Source organism: Burkholderia sp. FERM BP-3421, assembly GCF_028657905.1.
In the GTDB taxonomy this organism is placed as follows: Bacteria; Pseudomonadota; Gammaproteobacteria; order Burkholderiales; family Burkholderiaceae; genus Burkholderia.
In genome coordinates this window covers 307,722-325,729 of record NZ_CP117780.1, presented here as the reverse complement: position 1 = coordinate 325,729, position 18,008 = coordinate 307,722, and the positions used below count along the sequence as shown (strand labels likewise).

The 18,008-nt window shown below is 71.3% G+C and carries 2 protein-coding genes; both read right to left on the bottom strand.

The window, feature by feature from the left end; all coding sequences use genetic code 11:
* Positions 1–51: 51 nt before the first annotated feature.
* Positions 52–8,490, bottom strand: a complete 8,439-nt coding sequence (locus Bsp3421_RS02310) for a non-ribosomal peptide synthetase (protein ID WP_273995168.1) — start codon at positions 8,488–8,490, stop codon at positions 52–54.
* The gene (locus tag Bsp3421_RS02305) at positions 8,477–18,007 is read right to left on the bottom strand and encodes a non-ribosomal peptide synthetase (protein ID WP_273995167.1); all 9,531 of its coding nucleotides are present in this window, start codon (positions 18,005–18,007) and stop codon (positions 8,477–8,479) included. Before Bsp3421_RS02305 ends, Bsp3421_RS02310 begins: the two co-directional genes overlap by 14 nt.
* Between the last annotated feature and the right edge of the window lies 1 nt (position 18,008).

Here is an 18,008-nt window from a genome sequence, read left to right as displayed (position 1 = left end):
GTGGATAAAGTGGCGCGGCGGCCGCGCACGCCGGGCGGCCGCCGCGTGGTTTCAGGGCAGGCGCGCGCCCGGCTCGGCATGGGCGCGCAGGCGCGGGTTCAGGACTCGCGCGATCGACGCGCGGAACGGTTCGGCCAGCATATCGAAGTGATGTGTCGGCAGGTCGTGCACCTCGAACGCGCCCGTCACGTAGGGCGCCCATGCGCGCGCCGACAACACCGGCAGCCCCTCGGCCAGCTGGCCGGCGCGGAAGAACACCAGGTCGCCGTCGAACGGCGTCGGGGCGAAAGCGTCGGCGAGCGCGTCGCTGTGCGCGAACGCGGCCAGCATCGCCGCGACGGTGCGCGTGTCGTTGACCGACAACGCGCCGCGCTCGACCAGCGCCGCCAGCATCTGCTCGCGATTCGCGGCCGCGGGCCAGACGGGCGCGTCGATGCCGAAGCCGGCCAGCACGTGCGCGAGCGCCGCCTGTTCGCGCGCCGGCGCGGACGACGGATCGGCCGCGGCCCCCGCGTGCGGATACGCGTCGATCAGCGCGAGCAATGAGACCGTCGCGCCGAGCGCCTGCAGGCGCGTGGCGAGCGCGTGCGCGATCAGGCCGCCGATCGACCAGCCGAGCAGCCGATAGGGGCCGTCCGGTTGCACGCGGCGCAGCGCGGCGAGGTGGTGCTCGACCACCGCGTCGAGCGTCGGCGGCGCGCTGTCCGGCGAGGGCTCGACGGGCATCTGAAGCCCGTAGACCGGGCAGTGCGCGTCGAGGTGGCGCACGAGGCCCGCATAGCACCACGACAGGCTGCTCGCGGGCGGCAGGCAGAACAGCGGCGCGCGCGCGCCGGTGACGCGCAGCGGCAGGAGCGGCGGCAGCGGGCCCGCGTCGGCGGCGTGGTCGAGCCGGCGGGCGAGGCCCGCCGCCGTCGGCGCTTCGTACAGCGCGCGGATCGGTACGCCGGTGTTGAGCGTCGCGCGGATCCGGCCGGCCAGCCGGACGGCGCGCAGCGAATCGCCGCCGAGATCGAAGAAATTGTCGTCGACGCCGAGGTGGTCCAGGCCCAGCACTTCGGCGAACAAGCCGGCGAGCACGGTCTCGCGCGGCGTGCCCGGCGCGCGGCCCACCGCCGCGCGCCCGGGCGCGGGCAGCGCGCGCCGGTCCAGCTTGCCGTTGGGCGTGAGCGGGATGGCGTCGAGCACGACGAACGCGGCCGGCACCATGTAGTCGGGCAGCCGCTCGGCCGCCGCGCGGCGCAGCGCGGCGGCGTCGAGCGCGGCCTCGGCGCGCGCGCCGACCACGTAGCCGACGAGCGAGCGATGGCCGCCCTCCGTCTCGTGCACGTTCACGCGCGCCTGCGCGACGCCGGGCAGCGCGGCGAGCACGGTCTCGACGTCGTCGAGCTCGATGCGGAAGCCGCGGATCTTGACCTGGGCGTCGGTGCGGCCGACGTAGTCGAGCCGGCCGTCGTCGCGCCAGCGGACGAGGTCGCCCGTGCGGTACATGCGCGCGCCGGGCTCGAACGGGTTGGCGACGAAGCGCGCGGCGCTCAGGCCCGCGTGCGCGAGATAGCCGCGCGCGAGCCCGGGGCCGGCGAGATACAGTTCGCCGACGACGCCGGGCAGGACCGGCCGCAGCCGCGCGTCGAGCACGTAGGCGTGCGTGTTCCAGAGCGGCCGGCCGATCGACGGCGGGCCGTCGCCCGCGATCGCGGCGAAGCAGGCGTCGATCGTGGTCTCGGTCGGGCCGTAGAAGTTGTAGCCGCGAATGCGTTCGAAGCGCTGCAGCGCGCGCCACTGCGCGGCGCCGATCGCCTCGCCGCCGAGCATGACGTTGGTCGGATAGGGGCTGTCCGGATGCAGCAGGCCGTTGTCGAGCAACTGCTCGAAGTAGCTGGGCGTCAGGTCGACGCAGTGGATCCGCTCGTCCTGCACGTAGCGGGCGAGCGCCTCGCCGTCGCGGCGCAGCGCGTCGTCGACGACGTGGACCTCGTGGCCCGCGGCGAGCCACAGCAGGCTTTCGATCGACGTGTCGAACGCGAACGGCGCGGTCAGCGCGAAGCGCAGCCGCGTCGCGCCCGCCGCGATCCGCTCCGCCTCGAAGAACGCGTCGCGATTGTGGTGGAACAGGTGGCCGATCGCCGCATGCGGGATCATCACGCCCTTCGGCTTGCCGGTCGAACCCGACGTGTAGATCACGTAGGCGAGCTGTTCCGGGCGCACGCGCACGGCGGACAGCGGCGCGTCGGGCGGGGCCGCGCGCCATTGCGCCGCGGTGGCGGGGGCGTCGAGCGCGAGCTGCGGGACGCCGGCCGGCAGGCGGCCGCCCAGTTCGGCGAGCGTGACGAGCAGCACGGGACGCGCGTCGTCGACGAGGTCCGCGAGGCGGCGCGCCGGATAGTCGACGTCGAGCGGCAGGAACGCCGCGCCCGCCTTCAGGACGGCCAGTTCGGCCACGATCATGTCGTCCGAGCGCGGCAGCGCGAGCGCGACTCGTTGCTCCGGTTCCACGCCCTGCGCGAGCAGCACGTGCGCGAGGCGGTTGGCGCGCGCGTCGAGTTCGGCGTAGTCGAGCCGGCGCTCGCGATGCACGAGCGCGACCGCCTCGGGCGTGCGCGCCGCCTGCCGCGCGAACGACGCGTGCAGCAGCGTGTCCGGCACCGCGTGCGCGGTGGCGTTCCAGTCGCGCAGCACCGTGTGCTGTTCGTCGGCCGTGAGCAGGTCGGGGAGCCGCACGGGCGCATCGGCGTCCTGCGCGAGCACGCGCAGGACCTCGCCGTAGCAGCGCGCGTAGCGTTCGAGCGTCGCGCGCGAGTAGGCCGCCTGATGGCCGGTGATCTGGCCGTGCAGATCGGCGCCGTCGGGCTGGAAATCGACGCCGAGGCTGAAGCTCGTGTCGCCCGCCGCGCCGAGGTTGTCGCGCGCGTGGGCGGCCAGCTCCCCGAGCGCCTCGTACGCATGGAAGTGCGTGTAGTTGAACAGCACCTTCAGGCACGCCGGGTCGTCCGCGTCGCGCAGGATGCTCGGGAGCGGGTAGTGCCGGTGCGGAAACAGCGCGCGCTCGGCGTCGACGACGCGTTCGAGCAGCGCGGCCCAGCTCGGCGCGTCGACGCGCAGCCGCAGCGGCACGGAGTTCAGGAACAGCCCGATCTGCCGGTCGCCGTCGGCGGCCTCCGGCCGGCCGTTCGTCACCAGCGCCGTCGCGACGTCGACGCCGCCCGTCAGCACGCTCAGCGCGGCCAGGTGGGCCGTCAGCAGCACCGACTTGAGCGTGGTCTTCGCGTGGCGGGCGAGCCGGTTCAGTCCGTCGGCCGTGCCGCGCGCGATCGTGATGGGCACCTGCGTTTCCACGGAGCCGGCGGGCGCGGCCGAGGGCGAGGCCGAGGCCGAGGGTCGGCTGCCGTCCGCGCGGCCCTGCGGCTCGCGGCCCTGGAAATCGCGCAGATGATCGAGCCAGAACGCGCGGCTCGGCGCGGACGCGAGCGCCGCGCGTTCGAGCGCGATGTAGTCGCGGTAGTGGGCCGCGAGCGGCGCGCTGTCGAGCCGCTCGCCGTCCAGTTCGGCCTGGTAGCGCTGCAACAGTTCGGTGACGAGGTTCGCGTGGCTCCAGCCATCGAGGATCGCGTGATGGAAGTCGAGCGTGAGACAGAACTGCGCGTCGGACAGCCAGTGCACCTGCGCCGCGAGGAGCGGCGCGGCGGTCTTGTCGATCGCGCGGCCGGCCGCTGCGCGCAGCCAGTCGTCGAGCCGGGCGGCCTGGGCGTCGGGCGGCATGCCGCGCAGGTCCTGCACCGCGAGCGGAATGACGGCGCTTTGCTGCACGAGTTGCAGCGGCGCGCTGTAGGCGTCGAGATCGAAGCGCGTGCGCAGCATCTCGTGGCGGCGGCACAGCGCGCCCAGCGAGTGTTCGAGCGCCGGCCGCGAGAAGCGCAGCGGAATCCGCGCCGGAAACACCTCGTGGTACAGCGTCGAGCCCGCCTCGTAGTCGCTGTGGAAGATCATGCCCGCCTGCAGCTGGCTCAGCGGATAGGCGTCCTCGATGTCGTCCGGCAACTTGCGCCGGTCCTCGTCCGAGATCAGCGCGAAGCGCTCGACGCGGTCCGCGGCCGCGCCCGTCGCGCCGGCGGCGATCCGGGCGAGCGCCGCGACGCTCTGGTGGTCGAACAGGTGCGAGACGTCGAAGACGAAGCCGCGCGCCTGCGCGCGCGACTTGAGCTGGATGGCGAGGATCGAATCGCCGCCCAGATCGAAAAAGCTGTCGTGCACGCCGACCTGCTCGAGGCCGAGCACGTCGCAGAACAGGTCGGCGAGCGCGCTTTCCGCCTCGGTGCGCGGCGCGCGATCCGTCGACGCGCCGAAGTTCGGCGCGGGCAGCGCCTTGCGGTCCAGCTTGCCGTTGGGCGTGAGCGGCAGGCGCTCCAGCAGCACGATCGACGCGGGCAGCATGTGGTCCGGCAGCGTCTCGGCCAGATGGCGCTTCAGTTCCTGGATGAACGCGCGCGCATCGCCGTTGACGTCCGGGTGGTTGCTGAACGTCGACAGGCGCGCGTGGGCGGGGCCCGTCGCCCGGTAGTGGCCGATGGGGATCGCGCCGTCCAGCGCGGTCGGCGCGATCAGCAGCAGGTCGAAATCGCTGCCGTCCGTCTGGGTCGACCAGGTGGGGATCGCGACATAGCCGAGCGCCTCGCCGAGCCGGCAGGCGGTTTCCGGATCGAGCCCGATCTGGGCTGCGGCGTCGGCGTCCGTCCCGGGATGCGGATCGGCGAGCGCGCCGTCGCGCAGCGCGCGCATCGCGTCGAGTTCGCCCAGCACGCGGCGGTTCGGGATGCCGCTCACCCGCAGCAGGCGCGGACGGTCCGCGCGCAGGCGGCCGTCGAGCGCGTCGGCGTCGGCCAGTCCGGGGCCCCAGGCGAGCGTCGGGGCGTCCGCGAGCGACAACGGCTGCGCCGGCCGCTTGTGCAGCACGACCTCGTACCGGTAGCGCGACAGCTCGTTGTGATGCGCGCCCCGCTTGAACTGGATGTCGATGCCGACCGGCTCCTCGAAACGCTCGCGCAGCTGCAGGAAGAAGCGCGGGTCGAGCAGCAGCTCGCGCTCGTTCAGCAGCAACTGGGCGATGAGTTGCCGCACGCGGGCCGGATCGGCGTCGCGTCCCGACCTGCAAAGCGCGACGGCGGACGCGAAGCAGGGCAGCAGCTGCAGATTGCGCAGATCGCCGAGGAAGATCCGGCCGCCCGGCGCGAGGAGGCGCATCGCCTGTTCGATGACGTCGGTCAGGTAGGCCGCGTTCGGGAAATACTGGACGATCGAATTGAGGACGATCGTGTCGAAATAGCCCGCCGGCAGCCCCGTGAAATCGTGGGCCGGCTGGTGCCGCAGCGTGACGCGCGAGTGCAGCGCGTGGCCCGCGAGCGTGTCGCCGAGCCGGGCGATGGTCGGCGCGGAGAAGTCGGTGCCCCAGTACGCCTCGCAGCGCGGCGCGAGCTTCCACATCAGCAGGCCCGAGCCGACGCCGATCTCGAGCACGCGCGACGCGCGCAGCGCATCGATCCGCCGGACCGTCGCGGCAAGCCACTCGCGCATCTGCTCGACGGGAATCGGCTGACTGTCGTAGCTGCTGTTCCAGCCGCGGAAATCCTCCTCGTCGTCGCGCGCCGACGGGGCCGCGTAGAGCGTGTCGTACAGCGATTGCCAGCCGCTCAGCTGCGCGCCGTCGCGGCGCGCGTCGGGCGCGTCGCCGAGGTCGTCGCGCACCACGTAGGCGACCAGCTGCTTGCGGCCCGGCTGGTCCTCGCGCGCGATCACGGCGGCCTGGCCGACCTGGGGATGGCGCGTGAGCCGCGCCTCGATCTCGCCCAGCTCGATGCGCAGGCCGCGAATCTTGACCTGATGATCGGTGCGGCCGAGGAAGTCCAGCTGGCCGTCGCTGCGCCAGCGCACGAGGTCGCCCGTCCGATAGAGGCGCTCGCCCGGCGCGCCGTGCGGATGCGCGACGAAGCGCTCGGCCGTCAGCGCGGGCCGCCCCAGGTAGCCGCGCGCGAGCCCGGGCCCGCCGATGTACAGCTCGCCCGGCACGCAGGCCGGCACCGGCTGCAGCGCGGCGTCCAGCACGTAGACGCGCGTGTTGTCCATCGGCGCGCCGATCGGCACCCGCGCATCGACGTCGAACGGCGCGCGCATCGGATAGCAGGCGGCGAAGGTCGTGGTCTCGGTCGGGCCGTAGACGTGCACCACCTCCGTCTCGGGGCACTGGTCGAGCACGCGCTGGAAGGCGGCGGGCGAGGCGGCCTCGCCGCCCGTCCAGACGGTGCGCACGCGCGCGAAGCAGGCGGGCCGCTCGTCGGCCAGGAGGCGGAACAGCGCGGTCGTCAGGAACAGCGCCGTGACCGCGCGGCGTTCGATCACGTCGGACAGCACGTGGATGTCCGCCCGGCCCGGCGGCGCGATCACGATCTCGCCGCCGTGCAGCAGCGGCACCCAGATCTCGTAGGTGGAGGCGTCGAACACCTGCGGCGAATGCAGCAGCACGCGCTGCTGGTCGCCCGTGCGCCAGCGGCGGTCGAGCGCCAGCTCCGCGACGTTGCGGTGGCTGATCGCGATGCCCTTGGGCTTGCCGGTGGAGCCGGACGTGTACATCACGTAGGCCAGGTGGTCCGGGTCGACGGCGACCTCGGGCGCGTGAGCCGGCTGGCAGCGCAGCGCGATGTCGGCGTCGAGCGCGACGGCGGCCCGCGTGCGCGCGGGCAGGCGTTTCGCGAGCGCCTGCTGCGTGACCACCACCGAGGTGGCGGTTTCGTCGAGCATGTAGGCGAGGCGCTCCGGCGGATTGTCCGGATCGAGCGGCAGGTACGCGGCGCCCGCCTTGAGGATGCCCAGGAGGCCGACGAGCAGGTCGAACGAGCGCTCCACGCACAGGCCCACCAGCGTGTCGGGGCCGACGCCGTAGCCTTGCAGATGATGGGCGAGCCGGTTCGCGCGCGCATCGAGTTCGGCGTAGGTGAGGGCGGCGTCGCCGACGCGCGCGGCGCATGCGTGCGGCGCGCGCGCGACCTGATCCGCGAACAGGTCGATCAGGGTGCGCGGCGCGCCGGGGCGCGCGGTCGCGTTCCAGTCGACCAGCAGGCGGCGTCGTTCCGCGGCGTCGAGCAGCGCGATGTCGGCGACCGGCCGTTCCGGCGCGCGCGCGACGCCGTCGAGCAGGCGCGTGAAGCCGGCCGCGATGCGCGCGAGGGTCGTCGCGTCGAACAGGTCGGCCGCGTATTCGATCACGCCGTGCAGGCCGTCCGGCGCACCGTCCTCGCGCGTGGTCTCGGTCAGCGCGAAGAACAGGTCGAACTTCGCGGTGCCGGTCAGGATCTCGCGTTGCTCGACGTGCAGTCCGGGCAGCGCGAAGCTCGGCCGGCCGGCGTTCTGCAAGGTCAGGTTGACCTGGAACAGCGGATGGTAGGCGCGCGAGCGCGTCGGATTGAGCGCGTCCACCAGCCGCTCGAACGGCAGGTCCTGGTTCGCATAGGCCGCGAGCGCACGCTCCCGCACCTGCTCCAGCAGCGTCAGGAAATCCGGGCGGCCGGCCGTGTCGACCCGCAGTACCCAGACGTTCACGAAGAAGCCGATCAAGTCGTGCAGCGCGTCGTCGGTGCGGCCGGCGTTCGCGCAGCCGAGCGGGATGTCGGCGCCGGCGCCGAGCCGCGTCAGCAGCGCCGCGAGCGCGGCCTGCAGCGCCATCGACAACGTCGCGCCGCGTTCGCGCGCGAGCGCGAGCAGGCGCGCGTGAGTGGCGGCGTCGATCTGGAACGCGTGGTAGCCGCCCCGATAGCGGGCGATGGCCGGACGGGGCCGGTCGAACGGCAGTTCCAGGTAGTCCGGCAGGCCGGCCAGCGCGTCGCGCCAGTAGGCCAGCTGGCGCGCGCCCGTGCTCTCCGGGTCGCGTTCGTCGCCGAGCAGCTCGCGCTGCCACAGCGCGTAGTCGCCATATTGGATCTCGAGCGGCTGCCAGTCCGGCGCCCGGCCGTCGCGGCGCGCGGTGTAGGCCGCGACCAGGTCGCGCGCGAGGATCGACAGCGAATAGCCGTCGCTCGCGATATGGTGCATCAGCAGCAGCAGCGTCGCGTCGTCGGGGGCGCGGCGCAACAGCGCCGTGCGGAACGGCAGGTCGTCGGCCAGCGCGAAGCAGTACCCGGCCGCCTCGTGCAGCCGCGCCTCCCGCTCGACGTCGTCGGCGACGGTCGAATCGGTATGGATGAAGCGCGCGCGCGCGTCGTCCGGGTCGAGCACGTGCTGGATCGGCTCGCCGTCGTCGGCCGCCGCGATCAGCGTGCGCAGGCTTTCGTGGCGCGCGATCACGTCGTGCAGCGCGGCGTGGAGCGCCGCCGCGTCGAGCGCGCCGCGCAGCCGCAGCACGAGCGGCATGTTGTAGGTCGGGCTCGGGCCTTCGTAGCGGTCGATGAACCATAGACGCTGCTGGGCGTGCGAGAGCGGCAGCGTGTCGAACTCAGTCGTGCTCATGACGAACTCCGTGTCCGGGGGTCGGGCGGGCGCGGCGGGCGCGCAGCGCCGGCCGGTGCGTGGCGCCGTGCTTCGCGAGGCGGGGCGCGAGCGCGGCGATGGTCGGGTTTTCGAACAGCGTGCGGATCGGCAGTTCGAGGTCGAGCGTCGCCCGGATGCGGGCGATCAGCCGCACGGCCAGCAGCGAGTGGCCGCCGAGATCGAAGAACGAATCGTCGAGGCCGACGCGCGGCAGGTCGAGCACCTCGGCGTAGAGCGCGGCGAGCGTCCGTTCGTGCGGCGTGTCCGGCGCGCGGAACGCGCGCGCCGTGAAATCCGGCGCGGGCAGCGCGCGGCGATCGAGCTTGCCGTTCGGCGTCAGCGGCCAGGCGTCGAGCACGACGATCGCGGCGGGCACCATGTAGTCGGGCAGCGGCACCGCGAGCGCGCGGCGCAAGGCGGCCTCGTCGAGCGCGGCGCCGTCGTGCGGGAACGCGTAGCCGATCAGCCGGCGCTGGCCCGGCGCATCCTCGCGCACGACGACCGCGCCGCGGGCGACGCCGGGCTGCCGCGCGAGCATGGCCTCGATCTCGCCCAGCTCGACGCGGAAGCCGCGCAGCTTGACCTGGTGGTCGGTGCGGCCGAGATAGTCGAGTTGTCCGTCGCGCCGCCAGCGCGCGAGGTCGCCCGTGCGATACATGCGCTCGCCGCGCGTGAACGGATTGGCGATGAAGCGTTCGGCGGTGACGCCGGGGCGATCGAGGTAGCCGCGGGCGAGCCCGTCGCCGGCGAGGTACAGCTCGCCGGCGACGCCGACGGGCACGGGTTGCAGCGCCGCGTCGAGCACGTAGGCGCGGGTGTTGCCGATCGGCTTGCCGATGGGCGCGGAGGCGTCGTCGACATCGGCGCACAGCGACCAGATGGTGGTTTCCGTCGGGCCGTAGAGGTTCAGGGGCGGCGTCGCGTCGTGTCGCAGGAACGCGGCCAGATCGGGCGACAGCGCCTCGCCGCCGCACAGGATGCGCAGCCCGGGCGACGGCTGCCAGCCGGCCTCGCGCAGCATTTGCCAGGTGGCCGGGGTGGCCTGCATGACCTGCGGCCGGGCCGTTTCGACCAGCGTGCGCAGGGCCGGGCCGTCGACGCTCGTGTCGCGCGGGACGAGTTGGACGCGGGCGCCCTGCACGAGGGGCAGGTACAGCTCCAGCGCCGAGATGTCGAACGAGACCGGCGTGCAGGCGAGCCAGAGGCCTGGCTCGGCCAGGCCCGGCTGCCGCTGCATGGCGTGCAGGAAGTTGCCGAGGCCGTGGTGGCGGACGACGATGCCTTTCGGGCGCCCGGTGGAGCCGGAGGTGTAGATCACGTAGGCCGGGTTCTCCGCGAGCAGCGGGCTCGTGCGCTCGTCGTCGCGCGGGTTGGAGGCGTCGTTGCCGGAGGCCGGCAGCTGATCCATCAGCCATTGCGCGAGCGAGAGCGGGCGCTGGGGCGCAGCAGTGCTGTGGGTGAGCAGCAGCGCCGGGCCGGCGTCGTCGAGCATGTAGGCGAGGCGCTCGGGCGGGTAGTCGGGATCGAGCGGCAGGTAGGCCGCGCCGGATTTGAGCACGGCAAGCAGCGCGACGACGAGGTCGAGCGAGCGCGGCAGCGCGACGGCGACGCGTTGTTCGGGGCCGAGGCCGGCGTCGATCAACTGGTGGGCGAGCCGGTTGGCGGCCGCGTTGAGCTGCGCGTAGGTCATCGAGGCGTCGCCGCAGACGATCGCGACGGCGTCGGGGGTGCGGGCGACCTGTTGCTCGAAGAGATGCGGCAGCGTGGCGTCCGGAACGGGCTGCGCGGTGTCGTTCCAGTCGATCAGCAATTGCCGGCGTTCCTGCGCGTCGAGCAGGTCGATCTCGCCGAGCGGTTGATCGGGCCGGGCGGCGATGGCGCGCAGCAACTGCTGCAGGCGGCGGGCCAAGGTGTCGATCGTGGCGCGGTCGAACAGGTCGGCGGCGAACTCGATGTGGCCGAGCAGGGTGCCGGCTGCGTCGCCGTCGACGAACTGCTCGTCGAAATTGAAGGTCAGGTCGAACTTGGCGATGTCGAACTTGAGCTTGTGCGGTGCGGCCTGGACGCCGGGGAAGGCGAGCGTCGCGGCGGCATTGTTCTGCAACGCGATCATGACCTGGAACAGCGGGTGATGCGAGGCGGAACGGCTCGGGTTGACGATTTCGACCAGATGCTCGAAGGGGAGATCCTGGTGCGAGTAGGCGGCGAGATCGGCTTGCCGGACGCGCGCGAGCAGTTCGCGGAACGTGGGGTTGCCCGATAGGTCGGTGCGCAGGACGAGGGTGTTGACGAAGAAGCCGACGAGGTGGTCGAGGGCTTCGTCGGTGCGGCCGGCGATGGGGGTGCCGAGCGGGATGTCGTGGCCGGCGCCGAGCTTGGACAGCAATACCGCGACGGCGGCGTGCAGCAGCATGAAGAGGCTGGCCTGACTGCCGCGCGCGAGATCGACGAGTTGGCGATGCAGATCGGGCGCGATGTCGAAGTGGAAATGCCCGCCGCGATAGCTCGCTTGAGGCGGACGCGGCCGATCGAACGGCAGGGCGATCTGCTCGGGCAGATCGGCAAGCGCGTGCTTCCAGTAGCCGATCTGGGTGGAGATGGCGCTGTCGGGGTCGCTGGCCTGACCGAGCCATTCGCGTTGCCAGAGCGTGTAGTCGGCGTACTGGACCGGCAGCGGCTCGATCATGGGATCGCGGCCGTCGGCGCGCGCGACATAGGCGCGGCTCAGGTCGCGCATGAACGGCGCCCACGACCATCCGTCGCTCGCGATGTGATGGACCAGCAACAACAGCACATGCCGCTGCGGCGCGATCGCGAACAGGACGACGCGGATCGGGATCTCGCGGGCGAGATCGAAGCGATGGAGGGTGTGCTGTTCGAGCGTGTCGTTCAGCGTGCGTTCCGTGACGTCGACCTGCTCGAAAGCGAGCCGCGCGTCATCCGGCGCGATCACGATCTGACGGGCCGCGCCATCCACTTCATCGATGAGCGTGCGCAGGCTTTCATGACGGATCACGAGATCCTGCAAGGCGAGGCGCAGCGCGCGGGCGTCGAGCGGCCCGTCGAGGCGCAGCGCGAGCGGGATGTTGTAGATCGCGCTCGCGCCGTCGTATTGATACAGGAACCACAGGCGTTGCTGGGCGTAGGACACGGGGACCACGTCAGGACGACGCTGCGGCTGCAGCGCCGCGCGGCTGGCGGTGTTCATGCCGAGCTGAGGGGCGAGCGTCGCGATGGTGGGCGTTTCGAACAATGCGCGGATCGGAAGCTCGATGTCGAGCGCGGCGCGGATGCGGCTCACGAGGCGCGTGGCGAGCAGCGAGTGGCCGCCGAGATCGAAGAACGAGTCGTCGATGCCGACGCGTTCGAGGCCGAGCACCTCGGCGAACAGCGTGGCAAGCAGGTGTTCCTGCGGCGTGCGCGGCTCGCGCTGGCTGACGGAGGTGAAGTCGGGGGCGGGTAGGGCCTTGCGGTCGAGTTTGCCGTTGGGCGTGAGCGGCAGGGTGTCGAGCACGACGATCGCGGCGGGCACCATGTACTCGGGCAATTGATCGCCGAGCGTCCTGCGCAACGCGGGCGCGGACAGTGCGCGGCCCACGGCGGGCACCGCATAGCCGACGAGCTGCTGCTGGCCGGGATGATCCTCGCGCACGACGACGCAGGCCTGCGCGACCTCGGGCTGCGAGAGCAGCGCGGCTTCGATCTCGCCGAGTTCGATGCGGAAGCCGCGCAGCTTGACCTGATGATCGGTGCGGCCGAGATAGTCGAGCACGCCGCCGTCGAGCCACCGCACGCGGTCGCCGGTGCGATACATGCGCTCGCCGGGCGTGAAGGGATTGGCGACGAAGCGTTCGGCGGTGAGGCCCGGACGATGGAGATACCCGCGCGCGAGCCCGGACCCGGCGAGATAAAGCTCGCCGGGCACGCCGACGGGCACGGGCTGCAGCGCCGCATCGAGCACGTAGGCGCGGGTGTTGTCCATCGGCGCGCCGATCGGCACGCTGTCGCCGAGTTGCAGCGGCGCGCGCATCGGGTGACAGGTGGCGAAGGTGGTGGTCTCGGTCGGCCCGTAGACATGCACGACGTCGAGCCGGGGGTAGCGATCGATCAGGCTCTGGAAGAGATGGGGCGAAGCGGCTTCGCCGCCGCTCCAGAGGGTGCGGAGGTGGGCGAGGCTCGCGTGATGTTCCTCGACGAGCAGACGGAACAGCGCGGTGGTGACGAACAGCGCGGAGATTTCCCGCTGCCGGACGAGCTCGGCGAGGACGGCGATGTCGGTCTTGCCGGGCGGTGCGACGACGATCTGCCCGCCATTGAGGAGTGGCGCCCAGATTTCGTAGGTCGAAGCGTCGAAGACCTGGGGCGAGTGCAGCAGCACGCGCCGCTGCGCGCCGTCGCGCCAGCGGCGGTCGAGAGCGAGATCGCGCACGTTCGCCTGCGTGACGCCGATTCCTTTCGGCGTGCCGGTGGAGCCGGACGTGTACATCACATAGGCGAGATGTGCGGGGAGACGGTGCAGCGCGCCGCGCCGATCGACGGGATCGTCAGACGACATGTCCGACAGCCGCGCCTGGATGTCCGGAACATCGATCAGAAGTTGCGGCATCCGGGAGCGCAATATTTCCGGGACGCTTGCATGCGCGATCAGTTGGGACGGGCCGGCGTCGTCGAGCATGTGGGCGAGGCGCTCGGGCGGGTAGTCGGGATCGAGCGGCAGGTAGGCCGCGCCGGATTTGAGCACGGCAAGCAGCGCGACGACGAGGTCGAGCGAACGCGGCAGCGCGACGGCGACGCGTTGTTCGGGGCCGAGGCCGGCGTCGATCAACTGGTGGGCGAGCCGGTTGGCGGCCGCGTTGAGCTGCGCGTAGGTCATCGAGGCGTCGCCGCAGACGATCGCGACGGCGTCGGGGGTGCGGGCGACCTGTTGCTCGAAGAGATGCGGCAGCGTGGCGTCCGGAACGGGCTGCGCGGTGTCGTTCCAGTCGATCAGCAATTGCCGGCGTTCCTGCGCGTCGAGCAGGTCGATCTCGCCGAGCGGTTGATCGGGCCGGGCGGCGATGGCGCGCAGCAACTGCTGCAGGCGGCGGGCCAAGGTGTCGATCGTGGCGCGGTCGAACAGGTCGGCGGCGAACTCGATGTGGCCGAGCAGGGTGCCGGCTGCGTCGCCGTCGACGAACTGCTCGTCGAAATTGAAGGTCAGGTCGAACTTGGCGATGTCGAACTTGAGCTTGTGCGGTGCGGCCTGGACGCCGGGGAAGGCGAGCGTCGCGGCGGCATTGTTCTGCAACGCGATCATGACCTGGAACAGCGGGTGATGCGAGGCGGAACGGCTCGGGTTGACGATTTCGACCAGATGCTCGAAGGGGAGATCCTGGTGCGAGTAGGCGGCGAGATCGGCTTGCCGGACGCGCGCGAGCAGTTCGCGGAACGTGGGGTTGCCCGATAGGTCGGTGCGCAGGACGAGGGTGTTGACGAAGAAGCCGACGAGGTGGTCGAGGGCTTCGTCGGTGCGGCCGGCGATGGGGGTGCCGAGCGGGATGTCGTGGCCGGCGCCGAGCTTGGACAGCAATACCGCGACGGCGGCGTGCAGCAGCATGAAGAGGCTGGCCTGACTGCCGCGCGCGAGATCGACGAGTTGGCGATGCAGATCGGGCGCGATGTCGAAGTGGAAATGCCCGCCGCGATAGCTCGCTTGAGGCGGACGCGGCCGATCGAACGGCAGGGCGATCTGCTCGGGCAGATCGGCAAGCGCGTGCTTCCAGTAGCCGATCTGGGTGGAGATGGCGCTGTCGGGGTCGCTGGCCTGACCGAGCCATTCGCGTTGCCAGAGCGTGTAGTCGGCGTACTGGACCGGCAGCGGCTCGATCATGGGATCGCGGCCGTCGGCGCGCGCGACATAGGCGCGGCTCAGGTCGCGCATGAACGGCGCCCACGACCATCCGTCGCTCGCGATGTGATGGACCAGCAACAACAGCACATGCCGCTGCGGCGCGATCGCGAACAGGACGACGCGGATCGGGATCTCGCGGGCGAGATCGAAGCGATGAAGCGTGTGCTGTTCAAGCGTGTCGTTCAGGGTCTCGTCCGTGACATCGACGTGCTCGAAGGAAAGTCGCGCGTCATCCGGCGCAACGACAAGTTGCCGGGCGACGCCGTTGATCTCGACGAAACAGGTCCGCAGGCTCTCGTGCCGGTCAACGAGATCGTCGAGCGCTTGACGCAGCACGCCGATATCGAGCGGCCCGTCGAGGCGCAACGCGAACGGGATGTTGTAGATCGCGCTCGCCTCGTCATACCGATGCAGGAACCACAGGCGTTGCTGGGCGTAGGACAAGGGCACGACATCGGGCCGGATCTGCGCTTGCAGCGTGGCGCGGCCGGCGACGCCCATGCCGAGCTGAGGCGCAAGCGCGGCGACGGTGGGCGTTTCGAACAATGCGCGGATCGGAAGCTCGATGTCGAGCGCGGCGCGGATGCGGCTCACGAGGCGCGTGGCGAGCAGCGAGTGGCCGCCGAGATCGAAGAACGAGTCATCGATGCCGACGCGTTCGAGGCCGAGCACCTCGGCGAACAGCGTGGCAAGCAGGTGTTCCTGCGGCGTGCGCGGCTCGCGCTGGCTGACGGAGGTGAAGTCGGGGGCGGGTAGGGCCTTGCGGTCGAGCTTGCCGTTGGGCGTGAGCGGCAGGGTGTCGAGCACGACGATCGCGGCGGGCACCATGTACTCGGGCAATTGATCGCCGAGCGTCCTGCGCGACGCGGCCGCGGACAGTGCGCGGCCCACGGCGGGCACCGCATAGCCGACGAGCTGCTGCTGACCGGGATGATGCTCGCGCACGATGACGCAGGCCTGCGCGACATCGCGTTGCGACAGCAGCGCGGCTTCGATCTCGCCGAGTTCGATGCGAAAGCCGCGCAGCTTGACCTGATGATCGGTGCGGCCGAGATAGTCGAGCACGCCGCCGTCGAGCCACCGCACGCGGTCGCCGGTGCGATACATGCGCTCGCCGGGCGTGAAGGGATTGGCGACGAAGCGTTCGGCGGTGAGGCCCGGACGATGGAGATACCCGCGCGCGAGCCCGGACCCGGCGAGATAAAGCTCGCCGGACACGCCGACGGGCACGGGCTGCAGCGCCGCATCGAGCACGTAGGCGCGGGTGTTGTCCATCGGCGCGCCGATCGGCACGCTGTCGCCGAGCCGTAGCGGCGCGCGCATCGGATGGTGGGCGGCAAACGTCGTCGTCTCGGTCGGACCATAGCCATTGGCGACGGACAGCGCCGGATGGCGGTCCAGCAGCGCCTGCACCAACGGCGCCGACAAGGCCTCCCCGCCCGCCGTCACGCGCTCGATGTGCCCAAGGCAGTCGATGTCCTCCTGGATCAGCGTATGAAACAACGCCGCCGTCAGCCACAGATCGGTGATCGCGTGTTGCCGGATGACGTCGGCGAGGACGGCGATGTCGGTTTTGCCGGGCGGCGCGACGACGATCCGGCCGCCGTTGAGGAGCGGCATCCAGATCTCGTAGGTGGAGGCGTCGAAGACCTGCGGCGAATGCAGCAGCACATGCCGCCGCGCATCGCCGCGCCAGCGGCGATCGAGAGCGAGGTCGCGCACGTTCGCCTGCGTGACGCCGATCCCCTTCGGCGTGCCGGTCGAGCCGGAGGTATACATCACGTACGCGAGATGCGCCGCGCGCGCCGCGCCGGGCGGCGTCGACCGAGGATGCCGCGCGATCTCGTCGCGATCGGCGTCGAGCAGCACGAGCGCGCCCCAATGCGTGGGCAGCCGGTCGACGAGCGCTTCCTGCGTGATCAGGACAGGGGCCATCGCTTCGTTCAGCATGTGCGCGAGCCGCTCGGCCGGATAGTCCGGATTGAGCGGCAGATAGGCCGCGCCCGCCTTCAGCGTACCGAGCAGCGCGACCAGCACCGCCGGCGAGCGCTCCAGGCAGATGCCGATCAGGACGTCCGGGCCGACGCCGAGCCCCTGAAGATGATGCGCGAGCTGATTGGCGGCGGCGTCGAGCTGCGCGTAGGTCATCGAGGCGTCGCCGCAGACGATCGCGACGGCGTCGGGCGTCCGGGCGGCCTGTTGCTCGAACAGCTGCGACACGGTCGCGTCGGGAACGGGCTGCGCGGTGTCGTTCCAGTCGATCAGCAATTGCCGGCGTTCCCGCGCGTCGAGCAGGTCGATCTGGTCGAGCGGTCGATCGGGTTCGGCGGCGACGGCGTCCAGCAGCTGTTGCAGGCGGCGGACGAGCGTGTCGATCGTGACGCGATCGAACAGGTCCGTCGCGAACTCGACGTGGCCGAACAGCGTGCCGGCTTCGTTGCCCTCGTCGAAATTGAAGGTCAGGTCGAACTTGGCGATGTCGAACCTGAGCTGGTGGGGCGCGGCCTGGATGCCCGGCAGGTCGAGCGTCGCGGCGGCGTTGTTCTGCAGCACGATCATGACCTGGAACAGCGGGTGATGCGAGGCGGAACGGCTCGGGTTGACGATTTCGACCAGATGCTCGAAGGGGAGATCCTGGTGCGAGTAGGCGGCGAGATCGGCTTGCCGGACGCGCGCGAGCAGTTCGCGGAACGTGGGGTTGCCCGATAGGTCGGTGCGCAGGACGAGGGTGTTGACGAAGAAGCCGACGAGATCGTCGAGGGCTTCGTCGGTGCGGCCGGCGATGGGGGTGCCGAGCGGGATGTCGTGGCCGGCGCCGAGCTTGGACAGCAACACCGCGACGGCGGCGTGCAGCAGCATGAAGAGGCTGGCATGGCTGCCGCGCGCGAGATCGACGAGTCGCCGATGTACGCCGGGTGCGATGTCGAAGTAGACGTGTCCGCCGCGATAGCTCGCTTGAGGCGGACGCGGCCGATCGAACGGCAGGGCGATCTGCTCGGGCAGATCGGCGAGCGCCCCTTTCCAGTAGTCGATCTGGGCGGCGATGGCGCTGTCGGGATCGCTGGCCTGACCGAGCCATTCGCGTTGCCAGAGCGTGTAGTCGGCGTACTGGACCGGCAGCGGTTCGATCATGGGATCGCGGCCGTCGGCGCGCGCGACATAGGCGCGGCTCAGGTCGCGCATGAACGGCGCCCACGACCATCCGTCGCTCGCGATGTGATGAATCAGCAGCAACAGCACGTGCCGCTGCGGCGCGATCGCGAACAGGACGACGCGGACCGGGATGTCGCGGGCGAGATCGAAGCGATGAAGCGTGTGCTGTTCGAGCGCACTGTTCAGCGCGTCTTCCGTGACGTCGATCTGTTCGAACGGGACGCGCGCCTCGTCCGCGGCGACGACGCGCTGTCGCGCCGTGCCGTCGACCTCATCGATGAGCGTGCGCAGGCTTTCGTGGCGGATCACGAGATCCTGCAAGGCGAGGTGCAGCGCGCGGGCGTCGAGCGGCCCGTCGAGGCGCAGCGCGAGCGGAATGTTGTAGATCGCACTGGCGCTGTCGTACTGATGCAGGAACCAGAGGCGCTGCTGGGCAAAGGACAGGGGAATCATG

Bases quoted from the DNA above. Each gene is read 5' to 3' on its own strand.
- Bsp3421_RS02305 (WP_273995167.1), bottom strand. From the start codon at position 18,007: ATGATTCCCCTGTCCTTTGCCCAGCAGCGCCTCTGGTTCCTGCATCAG.
- Bsp3421_RS02310 (WP_273995168.1), bottom strand. From the start codon at position 8,490: ATGAGCACGACTGAGTTCGACACGCTGCCGCTCTCGCACGCCCAGCAG.